13 protein-coding genes are annotated in these 19666 nt (G+C 44.2%); 9 read left to right on the forward strand and 4 right to left on the reverse strand.

Annotation, left to right across the window (positions count from 1 at the left end; genetic code table 11):
• Positions 1 to 10 precede the first annotated feature (10 nt).
• Both BC351_RS40935 and BC351_RS40940 read left to right on the forward strand, forming a co-directional pair.
• Complete coding sequence (locus tag BC351_RS40935; protein ID WP_079421437.1) at positions 11 to 673, forward strand: bifunctional 2-keto-4-hydroxyglutarate aldolase/2-keto-3-deoxy-6-phosphogluconate aldolase; 663 nt, start codon at positions 11 to 13, stop codon at positions 671 to 673.
• A gap of 27 nt (positions 674 to 700) precedes the next feature.
• Complete coding sequence (locus BC351_RS40940; protein WP_079421438.1) at positions 701 to 1297, forward strand: manganese efflux pump; 597 nt, start codon at positions 701 to 703, stop codon at positions 1295 to 1297.
• An 80-nt stretch (positions 1298 to 1377) separates the two neighbouring features.
• On the opposite strand, the gene BC351_RS40945 is transcribed toward BC351_RS40940, so the two are convergent.
• The 4 genes from BC351_RS40945 to BC351_RS40960 form a co-directional block, all read right to left on the reverse strand.
• Positions 1378 to 2307 carry a dihydrodipicolinate synthase family protein gene (locus BC351_RS40945; RefSeq protein WP_079421439.1) on the reverse strand — a complete coding sequence of 310 codons (930 nt, stop codon included), beginning with the start codon at positions 2305 to 2307 and terminating at the stop codon, positions 1378 to 1380.
• A gap of 58 nt (positions 2308 to 2365) precedes the next feature.
• Positions 2366 to 3208, reverse strand: a complete 843-nt coding sequence (locus tag BC351_RS40950) for a carbohydrate ABC transporter permease (protein WP_079421440.1) — start codon at positions 3206 to 3208, stop codon at positions 2366 to 2368.
• A 14-nt stretch (positions 3209 to 3222) separates the two neighbouring features.
• Positions 3223 to 4164: a carbohydrate ABC transporter permease gene (locus BC351_RS40955; RefSeq protein ID WP_079421441.1), complete on the reverse strand. Its 942-nt coding sequence runs from the start codon at positions 4162 to 4164 to the stop codon at positions 3223 to 3225.
• A gap of 71 nt (positions 4165 to 4235) precedes the next feature.
• Positions 4236 to 5663, reverse strand: coding sequence for an ABC transporter substrate-binding protein (locus BC351_RS40960; RefSeq protein ID WP_079421442.1), 1428 nt, complete (start codon positions 5661 to 5663; stop codon positions 4236 to 4238).
• 205 nt (positions 5664 to 5868) lie between these two features.
• Between BC351_RS40960 and BC351_RS40965 the strand changes: the two genes are divergently transcribed.
• The 7 genes from BC351_RS40965 (at position 5869) to BC351_RS40995 (ending at position 19632) form a co-directional block, all read left to right on the forward strand.
• Positions 5869 to 7656, forward strand: a complete 1788-nt coding sequence (locus BC351_RS40965; RefSeq protein ID WP_079421443.1) for a sensor histidine kinase — start codon at positions 5869 to 5871, stop codon at positions 7654 to 7656.
• On the forward strand, positions 7628 to 9265 hold the full coding sequence (locus tag BC351_RS40970; RefSeq protein WP_079421444.1) for an AraC family transcriptional regulator: 1638 nt from the start codon (positions 7628 to 7630) through the stop codon (positions 9263 to 9265). Before BC351_RS40965 ends, BC351_RS40970 begins: the two co-directional genes overlap by 29 nt.
• Positions 9266 to 9295: 30 nt before the next feature.
• On the forward strand, positions 9296 to 10213 hold the full coding sequence (locus BC351_RS40975) for an aldo/keto reductase (protein WP_079421445.1): 918 nt from the start codon (positions 9296 to 9298) through the stop codon (positions 10211 to 10213).
• Between the two features lie 370 nt (positions 10214 to 10583).
• Positions 10584 to 11669, forward strand: coding sequence for a putative 2-aminoethylphosphonate ABC transporter substrate-binding protein (locus BC351_RS40980; RefSeq protein WP_079421446.1), 1086 nt, complete (start codon positions 10584 to 10586; stop codon positions 11667 to 11669).
• 31 nt (positions 11670 to 11700) lie between these two features.
• Complete coding sequence (locus tag BC351_RS40985; protein ID WP_079421447.1) at positions 11701 to 12747, forward strand: ABC transporter ATP-binding protein; 1047 nt, start codon at positions 11701 to 11703, stop codon at positions 12745 to 12747.
• Between the two features lie 14 nt (positions 12748 to 12761).
• On the forward strand, positions 12762 to 14468 hold the full coding sequence (locus tag BC351_RS40990; protein WP_144028707.1) for a putative 2-aminoethylphosphonate ABC transporter permease subunit: 1707 nt from the start codon (positions 12762 to 12764) through the stop codon (positions 14466 to 14468).
• A gap of 34 nt (positions 14469 to 14502) precedes the next feature.
• Complete coding sequence (locus BC351_RS40995; protein WP_079421449.1) at positions 14503 to 19632, forward strand: LamG-like jellyroll fold domain-containing protein; 5130 nt, start codon at positions 14503 to 14505, stop codon at positions 19630 to 19632.
• Positions 19633 to 19666: the final 34 nt, after the last annotated feature.

Consider the following 19666-nt stretch of genomic DNA (forward strand, 5'->3'; position numbering starts at 1 on the left):
GCATTTCATCATGGAAAAAGAACTGATTATAGCTAAAATCAAACAAAGCGGTCTAGTCGCTGTAGTAAGGGCAGAGGATGAGAAGCAAGCTGAGCAGATTGCGATTGCATGCATGGCTGGCGGTATTAAGGCCATTGAAATCACCTTCACTATACCTGGTGCGGAGAGAATTATCGCCTCGCTCGCCCGAAAGTTTGATCCGCATGAATGCCTGATTGGAGCTGGCACAGTGCTGGATGCTGAAACCGCCAGAACCGCTATTCTGGCTGGAGCGCGGTACATCGTGAGCCCTTATTTGAATATCGACACAGTGACGCTCTGCCACCGTTATCGAGTGCCGATCATGCCAGGAGCAATGACGATTAAAGAAGTCGCCGAATGTTTGGAAGCTGGGGCTGATATCATTAAGGTGTTCCCAGGTGAGTTGTTCGGGCCAGCCTTTATTCAGGCAGTCAAAGGTCCGCTGCCTCATGCTCAGCTTATGCCAACTGGCGGCGTGACTATCCAGAATGTATCGCAATGGATGGAGGCGGGAGCTGTCGCAGTTGGCGTTGGAGGAAGCTTGACTGCGGGAGCCAAAACGGGTAATTACCAGGCTATTACGGATACTGCTCTAGCCTATATGGCGTTGATTAAGAAGGCTCAATCCAATGGACTGGCAGTGCCTATCTGATCATTGGGCTTGCATGGAGGTAGGGAAATGCATTGGTTTTCAATTATAGGAATTGGTATCGCTGCCAACCTGGATAATTTAGGGATTGGTCTTTCATTTGGTGCTCGCTCTACCAGGGTTCCTTTTATATCGAATTTGGTTATTGCAATTCTTTCGATGATTGCTTCTTATATCTCTACTACCTTGGGCGATGTAATTTCACAATACATTCCTAGCGATATTACAAACTGGAGTGGGGGCGTCCTACTCGTAATTATTGGACTTTTTGCAATCAAGGCGGATTTGAAAATGAGCTCGGTACAGCATCGTCATCAAGGAATCACTTCTTTACTTCATAGTCCCAATATAGCGGATCGGGATGGAGATAAAGTAATTTCTTGGAAGGAGTCTATTACTCTCGGAATTGCGCTTGCGCTAAATTGTACTGTAGGTGGGTTTGGAGCTGGGGTGACCGGATTATCTCCATTCATGACGACGATATCCATAGGTATATTCTCGCTACTAACCATACATATTGGAGTTCGAACGGGTCAGCAAATAGCTAGAACATGGCTTGGCAAATGGTTTAATCGATTAGGGGGTATTCTTTTAGTTCTGATTGGATTGTATGAAGTGTTTGTATAATGCTTAAAGCAAACCAGGGATTGTAGCCCCAGTACCTCACAGGTATTGGGGCTGGTTTTATGTTCTTTTAGAAAACATGATTAGGCTCTAACCAGGATATTTTTCCTATAAGTTTCAATAAGTTCAGTCGCCGTCTCGTTGGTATGATAGACACCATGAAAGGGGCCGGTCGGTGAACAGTAACCAACAGGAATGTGGAAAATTTCTTCAATTAACAATTTGATTCCTGGTAAATTTCCGATTGCGGCCTTTGAATACGCCTCCGTGACTTCATTGGCGCGATATTGAAGTTCCCGTGCTTCATCGTAGAGGCCTGCGCTCATTTTTTCCATAATCACTTTATGATGATAGCAAGTAACGGCTTGCAGAGCTCCGATATTGCCATCGGCTCCCATAAGCTGCGAACAAATAGCTAGTTCGTCAGCTCCAGTCAAAATGTTAAGATCTGGACGATATTTTTTGAATCTTTCTAAGAAATAAAAGTTGTTGTCTGTGAATTTAATGCCGCGAAAAGTAGGAACTTCTTCCATAGCCTCGAGGAGCAGCGAAGGATCGATGCTTTGCCCTCCAGTCAGTGTTTTCCCCATAGATACCCAGTAAATATAGAAGGGGGTGTTTGGAGCGGCAGTAGAAATACGTTTGAAGTAATCGACGTTATCTTGCAATGTGGCTTGTTCAGAGATACCAACAGATGCTACGGCATACGCGCCATGCTCTGCGGCATGTGCAGCGAGTTCAATTGAATCTTCTAAATTCTCGTTGTACCCGACGTGAACGAAAATAGGCAGTTTATGCTCGGCAGCTTTTAATACCGCTTCGGCCCATTGTTTTCTTTTTTCCACACTTAAATATTGCCCCTCACCTGTCCACCCCAGCATGTACAAGCCATCCGCCTGTTGGTTGACGTACATGTCAATTAAAGCTGGAGCCAGCTCCGTCTTGACATTCCCTTCGTGATCCAAAGGTGTGACCAGTGCAGGGAGAACCCCTGTCATCAATTTGTTTTGCATCGTAATCTCTCCATTCTTATAGTTTTATATGTTAGGAAGCAACATACCAAATGAACAATTAGCCTTTAAGCGCTCCGCTAGTCAGTCCAGCGACAAAATATTTATTTAAGGCAATGAATACAACTAACATTGGCAAGACCGACATGACGGTGCCTGCCATCATCAGATCCCAGGAGGTCACGGACTCTCCGGAGGTCTTCATGGACACAATGCCAACGACGAGAGGCTGCTTGTCTGGATTCCCCAAGGTAAAGACCATAGGCAGCAGGTAATCGTTCCACGAATTCATAAAGGCCAACAAGCCGACGGTTGCGATAAGAGGCTTGGTCAGTGGGAAAATGATGTTGTAGAAAATTCTAAAAAAGCTGCAGCCGTCCATTTTGGCTGCTTCGTCGATCTCCTTAGGAATCCCGTCGATAAATCCTTTGGCTAGATAAAGATTCGTAACATTGATTCCGAAAATGTAGATAATAATTACGCCCCATAGCGAGTTGTTCAAATGCAGCATTTTGGCAATATTCAGCTGCGGATAGAGATATAAGCTGCCGGCAGAAATGAACATGGAGAACGTAATTAGAGCAAGCAGCAGACGTTTGCCTATAAAATGGCCGCGTGAGAACACATAGCCCGCAGAGATGGAAGTGAAGATCGTCCCGATGACGATGAACGCACACATATAGATGCTGTTCCATACGTAAACTTTGAAATTAGACAAGTTCCAAGCTTTTACATAGTTCTTAAATGTAATCGTTTCAGGAAAAAACGAGGTAGACGTTAATATGCTTGCCGTGTTTTTCATCGAACTAATGACAACGTAAAAGATCGGAAATATCACGACTATGGCGAGCAGAATCAGAAAGAAATAGAGGGGGATGGCTTCAATTGCTTTTCTAGTTTTCATTCTTCCAATTCTCCTTAATAATGATCTCCGACATTTTTGGTAAGGGTCATATACAGACCCACCACGATTGACAGTATGATGGCTGTTATGACGGCAAGCGCTGAAGAATATCCGTATTGGCTAACCATGTCCGCTGCCCCATAGGAGAAGAAAAACTTAAAGGTATACGACATCACAACCTCTGTTGAACCGCCAGGCTGTCCATTGGTTAGGACCAAGACCAGATCAGACATTTTTATACTATTTACGATGAAGAGCATCATCACGACTTTCCCTGTAGAAGCAAGCATAGGCAGGGTAATATGGCTAAACTTTTTCCATTTGGTTACCCCGTCAATATCCGCACATTCGTAAATATCTTGAGGAATGTTTTGGAGACCCATAATAAAGAAGATCATGTTAACACCAAAACCTTTCCAGACACTAGCGATAACAATGACAATATCAGCAAGCCATTTGTCTCCAAACCAATTAATGGGGGCATCGATAATGTTAGCGGATTTCAGCAGTTGATTAACTGCGCCTTGAAAAGGCTCAAACATTAAGAAGAAAACAATGCCGACAATGGCTGTACTGACGATGGTCGGAGAAAAGAAGATGGTTCGAAACAAGGAATTGATTTTTTTATTACTGTTCAATACAACAGCAAGAAACAGGGCAAGGGGAATTTCAAGTACGAATTTGACCACAACAATGAACGATGTATTCAGCAGTGATTGCCAATAATGGCTGTCCCGCATAAAGGCACGAACGTAGTTATCAAACCCAATGAACTTTGCCGTTGAGATGCCGTTGTAGTCAAACCATGACCATCGAATAAGCCATAGCATCGGGTAGATCGTAAATAAGGCAAATCCAATGAGCATTGGAGCCAGCATCAAATAGGCTTGCATGGTATCTTTACGATTTGAAGTGAAATATTTCCGAGCTGCATTCCCACGTGAAATACCATTCATAAGTGTGATGCCTCCTTTCTTGAGAATTGAAAGTATGGCTTTGCCATACTTTCAATTGGTATAGTCTAATGTTACTTTGACTTGGTGTTCCAGTCTTTGTTCACATACAAGTTAAGATCCAGTCCGCCTGCAACCGCCTTATTAAGCGCTGTGTTATACCGATTGGTCAAATCGGTAAGCACTTTCGAAACATCTGCATTTGCCGGCCCAGCGATCAAATTGATAATTGTATTTTGGTATGGCTGCCCTTCAATGGTTATGACGCCGTCGGGTGGAGTGGGAGCAAAATAGGAATTAGACGTATTCCCGAATTCTGCAGTTCCCGCCTTTTTGAAGCTTGAAGGCGCCTGAGCTTGAATATCTTGTCTTGCGACGAAATCGATTTCGTTATTTTGAATCGCTTTCAGAACCTCATCGCTATGGAACAAGGCATACACCTTCATCGCTTTCTCAGGCATTTTTTTGGCGCTAGGTCCCACACAGAGTACATCTGCGATCTGAGCATAGTTTTTATGCTTATCTGCTGGGTTCAGAACGGGGGTATCAGTGACACCAAGCTCGAATTTCGTTCCGGTTTCTTTCCAAAACTTATCGAGTGCAGTGACATCCCAATTCACCCCTGGCAGCATCCCGATTCTTCCCGCAGCGAATTGCGCCATAAGCGAATCGTTATCCATGCCTTCCCCGCCGGGGAATATACTTCCATCTGCCTTCATTTGGAGTATTTTCTGGATATTATCTGTAAAGTTTGTAAAGGTGAATTTACCGGTAGCAAAGTCGAAGCCCATATTTCCAACTGAACTTGCAAACTGAGTAGCAAAGTACCATTTTCCTGATGAAGCAGAATCTTTCAAATGTACGCCGTATCCGTAAGCGCTGCCTTTATTGTCTTGTGTAATTTTCTTTGCATAGGCAACGACATCATCCCATGTTGCAGGCGGGGTGGTAAATCCTGACTTCTTCAGCAAATCTTTGTTGTACATAAACTTCGTGGTCAATACTTTATAAGGAACGCTGTAGGATTTATCGTTAAACGTGGTATATCCTTTAATCAAAATGTCCTTATAAGTACCTAGGAATTCTTTGCCTCCTGGCAGATCGTCAATCGGGAGCATCCAGCCTGATTTAATAAATGGCTCTTTGACTGTGCCGACAAATTTATAAAGCTCAGGAGCTTGATCGGCTGCAAGTGCAACCTTTAACACGTCATCATAGTTGCTTCCATATACTTTGTATTCGATATTGATTCCGTCTTTTAAGCCTTGGCCTTTGTTGTAGTTATCAACAATGGGATCCATAACGGGTTTGTACGAAGCATCATTCGTCCACACCCTAACGGTTTCCATTTTTGTCCCGGATGCAGCTCCTGCACTGCTGCTTGGAGAATTGCTTGTGTTAGACGAACTGTTGGTACAGCCAGCTAAAACAGTGGTAACCAATACACCGCACAGGCATGCAAGACTAAGACGGTATTGCGATTTAGTAAAGTTCGTTCTCAAATTGTAGCCCCCTTTTAGTATTGTGAAGCGCTTTCGTATTTATGTTAGCAAGTTTATAAACGCAATAAAATATAAAAACTTGAGGGAAAAAGTTAAAAATGTTATGCAGTTGTATGCGCTATCTTGTGGCTATTTTAGTATTGTTGTTATACTGAACTTGCACGGCGATTAATTGGAAAGGGGCCAGCGCCAGTGGAAAACACGTATGAATATTCGTAATCGTTTGGTGTTGTATTTCCTTGCATCTATTTTAGTGCCTTCTGTTATTATCACGGTCATTGTATATATGGGGTCAACCGGAATTATTAATAAGAAGATGAATGAGCTCATTGAGAAAAATTTGGATTCCGCGCGATTAATTGTGCAAGAGAGGCTGGAATTCATCAATGAGATGACCACTTTAATCTCGTTAAATCCGATGATTCAAGAGGTGGTAGGCGAAAGCCCGACACAGGATTTATCCGATAATGTCAAACAGATTATTAAGTTGGATCGCGCATTAGACAGTTACTATTTGTCCAACTATTATGCCTCCCCGATTTCAGCGATCGTCCCTACGATCTATTTAATCAACAGGCCGGAATACCAAAAGTATGATATTTCTTCTAAGGTTCAAGATATTTCTAAGGTTGAGAATGAACCGTGGTATGTGAACAGCAAAAGTAAAAATTTTGTGATAGAAGCTCGTCCTGATCACGATCATATCATAGTGGCAAGGCGAATATTCAGTTTAAAGAATGCGGATAAATATGAATATGCGGCTTTGGTTAAAATTGAGCTGGAAAATAAGTCAATCAATAGTGTGCTTTCAAACTACAAGCCCTCACCAGAGAGTAAACTATATATTTTGGACCCTAACAATCAAATTATTTTGAGCAGCGACCCGTTATCTAAGGTTGAAGAAAGCTTTATTCAGAAACTAAATTTGAATTATGGTCAATCGCAAATTATGGATTCGGATGGGGGCAAAGTGCTCGTAACCTCCAAGATGATGGATAATATCGACTGGAGAATATTGAATATTACGAATTTAAGAGAAATTAATTCAGATCAGATTCGATTGACGCGAATCGTTGTAGTTATCCTCGTGATTTGTATGACGACGGCGCTTCTAGCGGCTTTCTTTCTCTCGCGTTATATCTCCAGTCCGATTACGAAGCTGGTTGCCTCTATGCGCACGGTAAAAGGGAATAATTTTGATATTAACCTTAAATATAATAAAAAAGATGAATTCGGGTATTTGATACGGCAATATAAGCAAATGATCGGTCAGATCAAAGATTTAATCGAGAAATTAACGATTAGCGATTTGAAAAAGCAAAACGCCGAGCTGCTTGCCAAGGATGCCCAGCTCCGATTTCTGCAAGCTCAAATCAATCCGCATTTTTTATACAATACGCTAGATTCGATTAATATGTATGCCATCAAATATAATACGCCGGTCATTAGCAATATGATCAAATCGCTTGCGAATTTCTATCGCTACTCGCTGAGCAAAGGACGTGCTATCATAACGCTTGAAGAGGAAATCAACCATACCCATAGCTATTTAGAAATCCAATCCATGTGGTTCGGTTCGAAGTTGCGTTATGGTATCGATATACCACGCGAGTTCCGGAGAAGCAGAATCGTGAAATTAATCATTCAGCCTTTAGTTGAGAATTCAATCATTCACGGTTTTCATCCTGATAAGGGTCAATTGGAGATTAGGATATCCGCCAAGCAAGTGGATGACAAGATTGTCATTCTCATTACGGATAACGGCGTCGGCGCTGACGTAGAAGAGCTTAATCAGCTGCTGGAATCCACGGAATCCAGAGAAAATTCATTTGCGATTCGAAACGTCCATCGGCGTCTCCAAAGCACTTTCGGAGAATCCTATGGGATTAGATACACGCGAAATAGGACCGAAGGAATCACGGTCGAAGTTCTGATTCCTAAGAATTATACCTCGGAGGACAACGATGTTAACAGTAGTTCTAGCAGACGATGATTGCCTAGTCACCGAAATTTTGAATGATTCCATTCCTTGGGCCGATTTGGGCATGCAAGTAGTTGGAATTGCCGATCATGGCAGGAAGGCACTGGACTTATGCCTAGAACACCGACCGGATATTCTGGTAACGGATATACAGATGCCATTTTGCAGCGGGTTGGACGTGGCGTTGGAGCTTGTGGAACAGGACATTCCAACGAAAATCATTTTAATCAGCGGTGTACAAGATTTTGACTATGCCAGGCTGGCGCTAAATGTGAAAGCAGCTGGTTATATTCTTAAGCCCATTCAGCTTAAAGAAGTGATCTCTGTCTTGAAAAAAGCACGGGATACCATTGAGATGGAGTTTCAACGCGAACAGGTCATTCAGCGGCTCACGTCGCAGCTTTCAGAGAACATGTCTTTAATGCGGGATAAATTTCTAACCAATCTTATTTTGGAGGGGATGGAAAGCGACGACGATCTTCAAGAACGTTTAGTGTATTTCAATCTGCCGTTTAAAATTACGCACGACATCACCGTCGCTGTTGCTAAAATGGATGAGTACGAACATCGGGTGAGAAGAGAAGGCGTTGAGCGCATACAGTTTTTTAACTTTTCCATTAAAAATATCATTGAACAAACATTAAATAACTTTCAAGCAGGCATTTGCTTTTCAACAAAAGATAATGAATTTGTCATTATTTTTAGTGAGGAGTACGGTTATGAAGAGAAAATGAATCAAATCTTTGAGGGAGTTGAACAACTGCTGATTGATTTCGAGGATATTTCGCTTTCTATTGGCATTGGAAATTGTGTGAGCGTCAAAACGGCTAATCTATCCTATCGTTGCGCTTGCAATGCTGTAAGCTACAAGTTTTATACCGGCAATAATTCCATTATTCATATTAATGATATTATCGACTCCAACACGATTGATAAAATAAGCGATTTGAATCATAGTGCCAGATTGAATGAGTTGCAGAAGCTTCTGCTAGTTGAAATTAAACTGGGCGAATGTCCCAAAGTAATAAAATTGTTTGAAGAATATTACTCACTGCTTTCAAAAGTAAATCAATTTTCTCAGGAATATATCCGAGGCCGCTTTCTGGAATTAGTGATTGATGCTCACCGCGAAATCTGTGAAACCGAAGATGAAGTGGAGGAAGTGAATGCAAACTACATGGTTTCTTTGCAATCGATCATGAGGGTTGAGTCCATTTCAGAAATCAAGCCGCATGTCAGCAAGATGTTAATCTGCATTGCCGACTACTATAGCGCTAAATACAACAAAAAGCATAATACCTTAGTTGAACGTATTAAACGCTATGTGAACCAGCATTTTAAAGATAATATTTCCCTCACAGAGATTGCGAGCGAGGTATTTATGTCTCCTACCTATATTTGTGCGGTCTTCAAACGGGAGACTGGACAAACAATAAATGAATTTATCATAGAAATGAAGATGAATCATGCTAAAAAAATGTTGGAAAGCACCAAAATGAAGATTATGGATATTTCCGAAGATTTGGGATATGAAAATTCTCAGTATTTCAGCTATTCCTTCAAAAAATATTTAGGAGAAACGCCGCAACAATATAGGAACAGTTTTGCTCAGAAAGTATAAAATCTTAATCATGAAATGGAGTAGACTCGTATGAAACAATTGGCTCTTGGAAAAAGTGATTTAACAACATCGGAGATATCCCTTGGCTGTATGCGAATTGCGGAAATGGAACCCTCAGAGGTTGCTCAATTAATCGGCGCTGCACTTGACGCAGGAATTAACTTGTTTGATCATGCCGATATTTATGGAAATGGCAGGTCAGAAGAAGTTTTTGCGAAGGCTGTTGGTAAGCTGCCCATTGCTCGCGAGGAAATAGTAATTCAATCGAAATGTGGGATACGGAAAGGCTATTACGATTTTTCGAAAGAATATATTGTATCTTCCGTAGAGGGGATCTTGCATCGCTTGAATACAGATTATCTGGATGTGCTTATTCTGCATCGGCCTGATACGCTCATGGAACCTGAGGAAGTCGCCGAAGCTTTCGATCAGTTGCATCATAGTGGGAAAGTCCGTCATTTCGGGGTCAGCAACCATCATTCTATGCAGATTGAATTGCTAAACCGCTACTTGAATCAGAAGCTGATAGTCAACCAGTTGCAATTTGGTTTGGCATTCAGTGGCATGGTCGATGCGGGGCTTAATGTCAATATGAGTAATGATGCCTCCATGAATCGTGACGGCAGCATTCTGGAGTATTGCAGAGTGAAAGACATGACGATTCAAACGTGGTCTTCGCTGCAATATGGTTTTTTTGAAGGAACGTTCTTGAATAGCGATCTTTATCCGGAGTTGAACAAGATCTTAAGTCGGCTAGCCGAAGAGAAATCAGTGACGAGCGCAGCGGTTGCAATCGCATGGGTGCTCCGGCATCCGGCACGGATGCAGCCGGTTTTGGGAACTACCAATGCAAAGCGAGTAGCAGAAATGGCAAAAGCGAGTGAAATTACGCTAAGCAAGCAAGAATGGTATGAACTTTATTTAGCAGCTGGAAATAAACTTCCCTGAAATAAGGAGATTGATCATTTGTCAAAATAGGAGCTGCCGCGCAGTCAGCAGATTCCTATATGTGCTTAGCTAAAGGGCAGTATTCCTATATTAAACTAAGAAGATGATTCCTGGTATTGGACAGGGGTCATCTTTTTTTGGTTCCATTGGTAACAGTGATGGTTGTGATAATGGCGTTGGTTTGCGTTGGTTTCTGCTACCGTTTGTTCTGTGTTCTACAGGGTTAAATTCAACAATTAACAACATTTAAAAAGAAAAAACAACAAAATTAATCAATTGTTTACACAGAAATGACGATCCGTTAACAAAACTAAGGTACATTTAAACTGAAAAGAAATTGACATTTAGCAAAAAAAGGGAGAGATAGTAAATGAAAAAAGTACTTAAGCTTTCTGTTGCAGTAACGTTGTTGGCATCACTTCTTGTGGGATGTGGGACGAACAAAACCACAACATCGGGCAAACCGGGAGGGGCTGACGCCGGACAAGCTGAAGTCAACAACAAAGAGCTGACGATCTATACGGCGCTCGAGGATGATCAGATCAAATCGTACTTGGAAACGTTCAAAAAAGCTCACTCTGATCTCAAAATTAATATCGTTCGCGATTCCACTGGTGTTATAACGGCTAAATTGTTGGCTGAAAAAGATAATCCACAGGCTGATGTCGTCTGGGGTACGGCTGCTACCAGTTTGCTTGTGCTGAATCAAAATCGTATGTTGGAACCTTATGCGCCAAAAGGCGTGGAGCGTGTCGTTCCAGAGTTTAAAGATACAGCCAATCCGCCGACTTGGGTTGGGATCGATGCTTGGGAGACTGCTTTCGTTGTGAATACCAAAGAGATGGAAAAACGCAATTTGTCGATCCCCCAATCGTATGAGGATTTGGTGAAGCCAGAATATAAAGGTTTAATTACGATGCCAAATCCAGCTGCCTCGGGTACTGGCTTCCTGACAGTCAGTGCGCTAGTGCAATTAATGGGCAAAGATAAAGCTTGGACGTTCATGGACAAACTGCACGACAATATCGGCATGTATACGCAATCCGGTTCCAAGCCTTCCAAAATGGCAGGTACCGGTGAATACCCGATAGGAATTTCTTTCGGCTATCGTGGTATTACCGAGAAGAAAGGCGGAGCTCCCGTTCAAGTCGTATTCCCGAAAGAAGGATCTGGTTGGGATGTTGAGGCCAACGGACTCATTAAGAAAAAAGCGCTCAAACCAATCGCCAAAGAATTCCTTGATTGGGCGATAAGCGAAGATGCAATGAAGGAATATAACAAAAATTATGCGATTATCAGCGTGAAAACTGAAGGCAATAAAATTCCAGAAGGCTATGAAAAAGATCCTGTGAAACAGTTGATTAAAAACGACTTGAATACGATGGCCAAAGAACGTGACGGCATTCTTGCCGAGTGGCAAAAACGCTTCGATTCTAAGAGCGAAAGTAAGAAGTAATCAGGTTTCCTTAAATGAAGGGTAGGACATTATGACAGACTACTTGATGATAAACAAGATAAGTAAATCGTTCGGCAAGTTTCATGCTTTGAAAGAAGTCCAAGTAGGCATCCAAAAAGGTGAATTCGTATGCCTGTTGGGACCAAGCGGCTGCGGTAAGACGACGCTGCTTCGCATACTTGCTGGGCTAGAATTGTCTGATTCCGGTTCTGTCGTTATGAATGGGAAGGATTTGACATACGTCCCCCCTGCAAACCGCAATTTTGGCATTGTATTTCAATCGTATGCTTTGTTTCCCAATCTGTCGGCGTTTGAGAATATTGCTTACGGTTTAAAGGGAAGAGGCATGACAAAACAGGAAATTCATAGAAAAGTGGAAGAAATGCTGGAGATGGTCGGACTAAGCCAGGCGCGGGATCGTTATCCCGCACAGCTTTCCGGCGGACAGCAGCAGCGTGTTGCATTGGCGAGGGCGATCGCGTTATCGCCCGATGTTCTACTATTGGATGAACCTTTGTCGGCCCTTGATGCCAAGGTACGCCACAGGCTGCGGCAGGAGATATGTGACCTGCAGAAAAGGCTTGGCATTACGACGGTCATGGTGACGCATGACCAAGAAGAAGCTCTGACCATGGCCGACCGCATCATTGTGATGAATCATGCGGAAGTCATTCAGATCGGAACGCCGAAGGACATCTATGATCGGCCAAAGACACCTTTCGTCGCTGACTTTATCGGAACTATGAATTTTATGCGAAAGGATAATTATTTGTTATCTGTTCGTCCTGAGCATATCCGGATCGTATCGCGTCCTATGGAAGGAGGAATTCACGTTATTCTAAGATCGATTGAATTTCGAGGCTCCTTCTACCGGCTTACGGTGCAGACTATGCTGAAAGGCCCGCGAATCGAAGCGGGACAACCTTTGAACATCGATGTATCGGCTGAAGAATTTCACCATTTGAAGTTGGATAAAGGTGACAAATGTACTGTCGTTATTCCTGAAGAGAGAATGATTTTTTTCGAAGATCACGATGAGTTGGCCGAGGAATCGCTTGAAATGGCGGTAAGTAAATGAGGAGTAAGCGAAGTATGTTATTTAAAGCAAAGACAAGGCAAAAAGCGGGAGTAGAAGGATGGCTTATTCGTTTGTTGTTGATCTGTATGCTGGCCATAATGACGATATCCATCCTGCTGCCTCTGGGCGATTTGTTTGTTAAAGCATTCCACAATCAACAGGAGGAATGGGTAGGTCTAGCCCATTTTTCCAAATATTTATCAACTCCTGCATTGTCAAGATCGGCAGGGCATTCGATTTATGTTTCTCTCATTACTACATTGATTTCCGTTGGGGGCGCGTTTTTTTATGCTTACGGATTGAAGCGCACGAGAATCCCAGGCGTTAGATGGTTCCGTTACATCGCGCTGCTGCCTTTGTTTGCACCGACGATGATGCATGGGATTGCATTGACCTATTTATTCGGCAACCAAGGTCTAGTGACTACAGGATTGTTCGGACTGCTGCCAGGATGGAATATTCAGTTGTATGGAAGCACGGGAATTATTATATCTGAAGTTATTTATACGTTTCCGCAGGCATTTTTAATTCTCATGGTATCGTTCTCCATTGCGGATTATCGCTTATACGAAGCAGCGGAAACGCTTGGAGCTGGGAAATGGAAACAATTCCTTACCATAACACTTCCTCAAATGAAATACGGGTTGATCGGTTCGCTGTTCGTTTGTTTTACCCTCAGCTTTACCGACTTTGGTGCTCCCAAGGTAGTAGGAGGCCAATACAACGTGCTGCCGACGGACATCTATAAACAGGTCATAGGACAGCAAAACATGTCTATGGGTGCGGTGATCGGCATCCTATTGACGATTCCCGCAATAGCGGCATTTTTCATCGACAGGTTTGTGGAACGCAAGCAGAAGACCATGGTATCCGTGAAATCGACGCCATATCAAATCAAGCCTAGTCGGCTGCGTGATTTAGCGTATACGGCCTACTGTACGATTATCGTTTCAGGCATCGTGGTATTGCTGCTTACAATACTCTTCGCCTCACTAGTGAAGGTGTGGCCGTATGACTTGAGCGTTACTTTGAAACATTACGATTTCTCCAACGTATCTGCCGGCGGGTTGACGCCATTCTGGAACAGTCTGCTTGTTGCGCTGCTAACAGCTATCATCGGTACGGTCATTGCGTTTGTACATTCTTATCTTATTGAGAGGCTAAGGATCTGGAAAGCCGTTCGGCAAATCGGTTATTTTATTTCTTTACTTCCGTTAGCTTTGCCTGGGTTGGTGATCGGACTTGGATATATATTTTTCTTCAACCGTCCGGAGAACCCTTTGCATGGGCTATACGGAACGATCTGGATTATTGTGCTGGCGAATATCATTCATTTCTATTCGGTGTCGTTCGTTACCGCAACAACATCGCTGAAGCAGTTGGATAAAGAATACGAAATCGTTTCGGAATCGATGGGGGCGCCGGTATATCGCCTGTTTTTCCGTGTTGCGGTACCGATATCGCTTCCGGCTTTATTGGAAATAGCTGTGTATTATTTTGTCAACGCGATGGTAACCATTTCGGCTGTCGTATTTCTATATTCGCCGGATTTCAAGCTTGCTTCCGTTTCCATAGTTAATATGGACGATGCGGGTGACGTGGCGGCTGCCGCAGCTATGTCCAGTCTGATCATGCTGGCGAATATCATTGTCAGATTAGGCTACGAGAACTTGTCCCGGCGTTTGTTGAAAAGGACGGATGCTTGGCAGAGAAGAACGTAGCAACTACCACATCATATAAGGAGGCCTTATCTTAATGCCACGTATCAAAATGACGCTATTGGCATCCATTTTTTGTTTCGTCGCTATGTTCCTATTGTATATGTATGATGACCGGGTACCTCAGGCGTACGCTGTTTCAAGCGATACGGATTTATTCGATAAGCAAATCTTATATTTGCCATTTGAGAGCAGTGCGCTTGATGCCTCAGGCAATGGGAATAACGGTACGGTTAAAAACACATTGACTTATACGGCCGGTACAGTCGGAGACCAGGCCATTGATACGACGCTGGGCGGATATTTGAACATTGCTAATTACAACAATAGCAACAGTAAATTCAGGTTCGGTGCCGCCCAAGATTTCACGGTCTCCTTCTGGATGAAAGCCAACAGCTCGGTCATCGGCACCGCAGACTCTACCATAGTCTCCAACAAAGATTGGTCAGGCGGTGCTAATCAAGGTTGGGAAATAGGGGTATACAATCACTATTTGACGTGGAATTACAAGGGGGCTAGCTTGGCGCGGATGGATTTGCACAAGTCCAGCCTGAACAACAGCAGTCCCGTTCAGCTTATCGTGGACGATAACCAATGGCATCATATCGTCGTCGCCCATAATCGTACCGGGAATGCTGCGTTTTACATGGACAATGTCCTGAAGAAAACGATCAGCATCATTGGTGCAGGCACGATCGATCCGGCAGCGATATTAAAGCTGAATATCGGTGTGGATGGTACGGAGAAGATTCCATTCAAAGGGCAGCTTGACGATTTCCGCATCTTCACGAAAGCACTAAATAACGATGAAGTTCAGTTATTGTACAACATCAAGTCGACCCGGAATACGGACGATGCTCCCATCTGGCCATCGAACAGCACACTGACGGGAACCCCCGTCGATCCTAACGGTTATCAATTGACATGGCCGTCGGCAGCTGCCAATGCTGCAGTTGACGGTGTAGGCGCAACACAATACATGATATACAAAAACAATAATTTGCTGGCTTCAGTAAATGGTTCAACAAATACTTATACCACCTATGGTTTCGTGACGGGCGAGTCGGCCACTTTTCGGGTGGAGGCTATGGATCGGCTGGGCAACTTGACGGCTAACGGACCCTTGGTCAGCTACAGAGTACCGGGCATCGGATTAAACTTCGATCAAGCGAATCTGACCATCGGAGAAACGGCTGATCTTGAGGCATCAGTCGATTCGCCAAATACGTTATTGCACTGGTCTATTGACAATGCAAGCATCGGGCGGATAGAATCCACCGGAAACAAAGCCGTCATTACTGGATTAGCGGTTGGTACTGCGAATGTAACGGTAACGGGAGGCGGAGTTACCGCCACATCTAAAATCACAGTAACGGCACAATCCATACCGGATATAAGCGGCAAGATCTATGCTTATACTACGGATGACACTTTTGTGCAAGGCAATCCGGGAACCAGTAATTATGGCAGTCAATCGATCATTAACATCAAAAACAGCACAACAGTCGACAACTATCTGCGCTATGGTCTTTTTAAATATAATTTGAGCGGTATCAAAAGGGAAGATGCGGACGATATTGAATCGGTGAAGCTTAAGTTGTACGGAGCTATCAGTGATTCGCGAGCCTCGGATGCTACACTTCAGGATATAGCTGCCTTTGGGATTTCCGATGATAGCTGGAATGAAGGCACAATCACCTATAACAACATGCCGGCTATCGGCAATAGTATTCAGACCATCTCATTTAATAATAAGCTGGAATGGCGAGAGTACGACATCACATCGTATGCTAAAGCTCGTTTGTCCGTAAATAAGCAGGTCAGCGTGGCACTGAAAGAAATAGCCAGTGATTATACGGTGAACGTGTACAGTAAGGAGAATTCGGCAGGCGCCTATGCGTCATATTTGGAAGTAACAACCAAATTGAAAAGGCCGATTGACACACTGTGGCCGAATGGGGATCAAATCAACGTTCAAAGTCATGCTGATGGCGGAGTACTGCTTTCGTGGCCAGAGGCGGTTGACGTTCTGGGCGTAGATAAATACCGGATTTCCATGGACGGTAAAGTCATAGCGACCGTTCCGGCAACAGACCGGCAGTTCAGTCTGAAAGCATTGCGCCCGGGCAGTACCTATACGCTGAATATCGAAGCGGGTGTAACGACAGGACGTTGGGCGGCGCCGATTCTTTCCAAAACATACCTTGTGCCTGGGAATATAATGGCTGGCGCAGATGAAAAGGCGGATTTGCTGGACTACCGTTTTGAACAATCGGCTACGGAAGACAGCAGCTCCGCGCATCATGATGGATATTCAATCGGTTCAGCCGCAGTAGGTTACGATCCGAGCTTTGGCAAGAACGTTTTGTCGCTGGATGGCAGCAGTTCTTATGTCCGAGTTCCACATCATTCCACACTAAGTCCGGAATATATGTCCATTGTCACTTCGTTTTCATTGGAAGACTTGTACAGTGCACAGACGATCGTTGCTAAGAACAGTCAGTCCGATTATGTTCTGCAATATAATCCGATTACGAGGAAACTGGAAGCTTGGTTTTATGTTTGGGATATGCTCGGCAAAGCAGGGGCATATGTCATCGTCGAAAGTACCCCGACACTTGCGGCTAATAAGATCTATCATGCAGCAGCAACATACGATGGATTGACGGCAAAGCTGTATCTTAACGGATTGGAAGTGGGCAGCCAGTCTAGAGTCGGTGCGATTGGCGGGTCGACCAAGACGGATTTGGGTATTGGAGCTTCCGTTGATGATGCGGGAAGAGCGTCCGGTTTTTTGAAAGGTAAAATCGGATTTATTCAACTGTACAGCAAAGTATTTGCGGCAGCTGATGTTCTAACCTTGTACAACACGTATTTGGCGGGCAGCAATCCCGAAGATGTTTCAGCAATACGGTGGGACATTCCAGCCGAATGGACCATCGGTCAGACTGGACAAGCCATCATTAAGAAGAAAAATGCCTCCGGCGTAGAAAGCGAGCTTCAACAGGGTGTCATCTATAAAAGCTTGAATCCTGCAGCGGCTTCCATTTCTAACTCCGGTCTGATTACGCCACTGAGTAAAGGGACGGCGAAATTAACAGCGCAATACGGCATGTATAAAGCGGAAGTTACAATTACGGTCAAAGCGCCTGTACCGCAATATATCGAACTTGCTGGACCTGTTGAAATGAAAGCAGGGACAACGGGTGTTCTGCTGACAAAAGTCTTTTATAAAGAGGGAACTAATGAAGTACTAACTTCTGATGTAGCCTACACGTCAGATCAACCCAATGTGGCAGCCGTTGACAATCAAGGTGTTGTACAGGCTTTAGAGCCGGGTGAGGCTAATCTGCATGCAGCGTGGAACGGTCTGCAAGCCGATTGGTTCGTCAAGATCGTGCCTGACAAGCCAGTTGTTAATCCGGGTCAGCCTCAGATGGAATCATTGCTATTTAAAGGACCGTCCGAATTGTTAATTGGTGAAACGGCGAATACGGTTGTCCGAGCGATTTATAGCGATCAATCGTCCATCGTTCTGAATCGGGATGTTATATACGTCAGCGACAACACTGACATAGCGTTAATCGATTCAGTAACGGGAGCCATTTACGGAGCAAAGACGGGGCTTGTTACATTTAAGGTATCCTATCAAGGCTTTAATGCGCAGTTCTCCACGGTTGTGAAAAGTCAGAAGGACCCGGTGACTCCGACGCAACCGGATAAGCAGCTGCAATCGCTTCGTTTAATAGGACCGAAGAGTGTGAAGGTAGGAGAGCAGGTCGTATATGCTTTGGAAGCAGTGTATGATGATGCCACCACGGTGTCCGTTACAGATTCGGCGCAATGGATTGTAGCTGATCTTTCATTGCTGCGTCTGGATGGACCAGGCAAACTGACCGGCTTGAAGCAAGGCGATACCGTGCTAACGGCCACTTATGGGAACAAGAAGGTACCAACCTTACTTACAGTGCGATTGGAGCAAGGAGCCGGCAATGGCAACAGCGGTGGTTCAGGCGGCTATGGAGGTGGCAGCGGTAGTGGTTCAAACGTACCGGATGCAAATGTGAGCAACGGCGTGTTGGATATGAGTGAAACGGGTGTCAAACAGGCAGTAGGAAATACTGCTGTATCATTCGGAACGGATGTCTCCAAAGTGACCTTACCGATTAACGCTGGAGAGCTTCTGGGGAACCACATGATCCGCTTTGAACAAAATGGTCTGGTACTGCAAGTTCCGGGCAAACTGCTGCAAACTGCGATGGTTGAAGGTGTAGCCGATAAAAATCAAATGCGAATTGCGATATCATTGCCAGTCATTTCGGGCTCTTTGGTAAATGCTCTGATCGGCAATGCTGAAGCATTCTCCAATACAAAACTCAATCCAGTATCGCCAGTTTACGATTTCAAGATCGCTGTTCAATCGGCTAATGGGCAGGACAGACTGATTGCTAATTGGACTGAGCCGGTGCAGGTCATATTCCCAGTGCCTGCAAATGCAGATAAACAACTGCTTGGCGTTTACCAATTGTTCGCTGACGGCAGTATGAAGTACATCAGAGGACAATGGACCGATGCAGGCATCCAGGCTGAACTGCGTGGAAGCGGTAAATATGCGGTGTTGGAGTATCGGAAAGTGTATAAAGATGTTCCGTCCGCTCACTGGGCTTCTCGTTCGATTCAGATTATGAGTGCCATGCATAACGCCGAGGGAGCCAACAACCATTATTTTTACCCGAATCAGGCAGTAACTCGAGCTGAATTCGTCGCATTGTTGATGCGATCATTAAATCTCCATCTGGAGGGGAGCGGACAATTCCATGATGTGCCAACAGATGCCTGGTATTCGCCGTATATTGGCGGAGCCGCAGCATTAGGGCTAGTCGAAGGAAAAGAGGGCAATCGCTTTGATCCGGAAGCGACAATCAATAGAGAGGAAATGGCTGTATTGCTGGTTCGTGCGTACAAACACACAGCCGGCAAACAAGTGTCGGGCCAGGAATTCACATTCACCGACTCTGATCGGTTTGCTCCATGGTCTCAAGCTTCCGTGAATCGTTCTGCACAGTTGGGATTGATGGAAGGAAGAGAAGACGGAATGTTCTACCCGAACGATCCCGCTACGCGTGCGGAAGCGGTACAAGTCCTGTTGAGATTGTTGAACAAATAGGCGGAAGAGTACATAAAACCATCTCGAAGTAGGA

The sequence above is a fragment of the Paenibacillus ferrarius genome (assembly GCF_002027705.1).
Lineage (GTDB): Bacteria > Bacillota > Bacilli > Paenibacillales > NBRC-103111 > Paenibacillus_E > Paenibacillus_E ferrarius.

What these genes read in the sequence shown, in the direction of transcription:
- BC351_RS40995 (WP_079421449.1), top strand. Translation starts at nt 14,503, where the DNA reads ATGCCACGTATCAAAATGACGCTATTGGCATCCATTTTTTGTTTCGTC.
- BC351_RS40985 (WP_079421447.1), top strand. Translation starts at nt 11,701, where the DNA reads ATGACAGACTACTTGATGATAAACAAGATAAGTAAATCGTTCGGCAAG.
- BC351_RS40940 (WP_079421438.1), top strand. Translation starts at nt 701, where the DNA reads ATGCATTGGTTTTCAATTATAGGAATTGGTATCGCTGCCAACCTGGAT.
- BC351_RS40935 (WP_079421437.1), top strand. Translation starts at nt 11, where the DNA reads ATGGAAAAAGAACTGATTATAGCTAAAATCAAACAAAGCGGTCTAGTC.
- BC351_RS40950 (WP_079421440.1), bottom strand. Translation starts at nt 3,208, where the DNA reads ATGAAAACTAGAAAAGCAATTGAAGCCATCCCCCTCTATTTCTTTCTG.
- BC351_RS40980 (WP_079421446.1), top strand. Translation starts at nt 10,584, where the DNA reads ATGAAAAAAGTACTTAAGCTTTCTGTTGCAGTAACGTTGTTGGCATCA.
- BC351_RS40975 (WP_079421445.1), top strand. Translation starts at nt 9,296, where the DNA reads ATGAAACAATTGGCTCTTGGAAAAAGTGATTTAACAACATCGGAGATA.
- BC351_RS40965 (WP_079421443.1), top strand. Translation starts at nt 5,869, where the DNA reads ATGAATATTCGTAATCGTTTGGTGTTGTATTTCCTTGCATCTATTTTA.
- BC351_RS40970 (WP_079421444.1), top strand. Translation starts at nt 7,628, where the DNA reads ATGTTAACAGTAGTTCTAGCAGACGATGATTGCCTAGTCACCGAAATT.
- BC351_RS40945 (WP_079421439.1), bottom strand. Translation starts at nt 2,307, where the DNA reads ATGCAAAACAAATTGATGACAGGGGTTCTCCCTGCACTGGTCACACCT.
- BC351_RS40955 (WP_079421441.1), bottom strand. Translation starts at nt 4,164, where the DNA reads ATGAATGGTATTTCACGTGGGAATGCAGCTCGGAAATATTTCACTTCA.
- BC351_RS40990 (WP_144028707.1), top strand. Translation starts at nt 12,762, where the DNA reads ATGTTATTTAAAGCAAAGACAAGGCAAAAAGCGGGAGTAGAAGGATGG.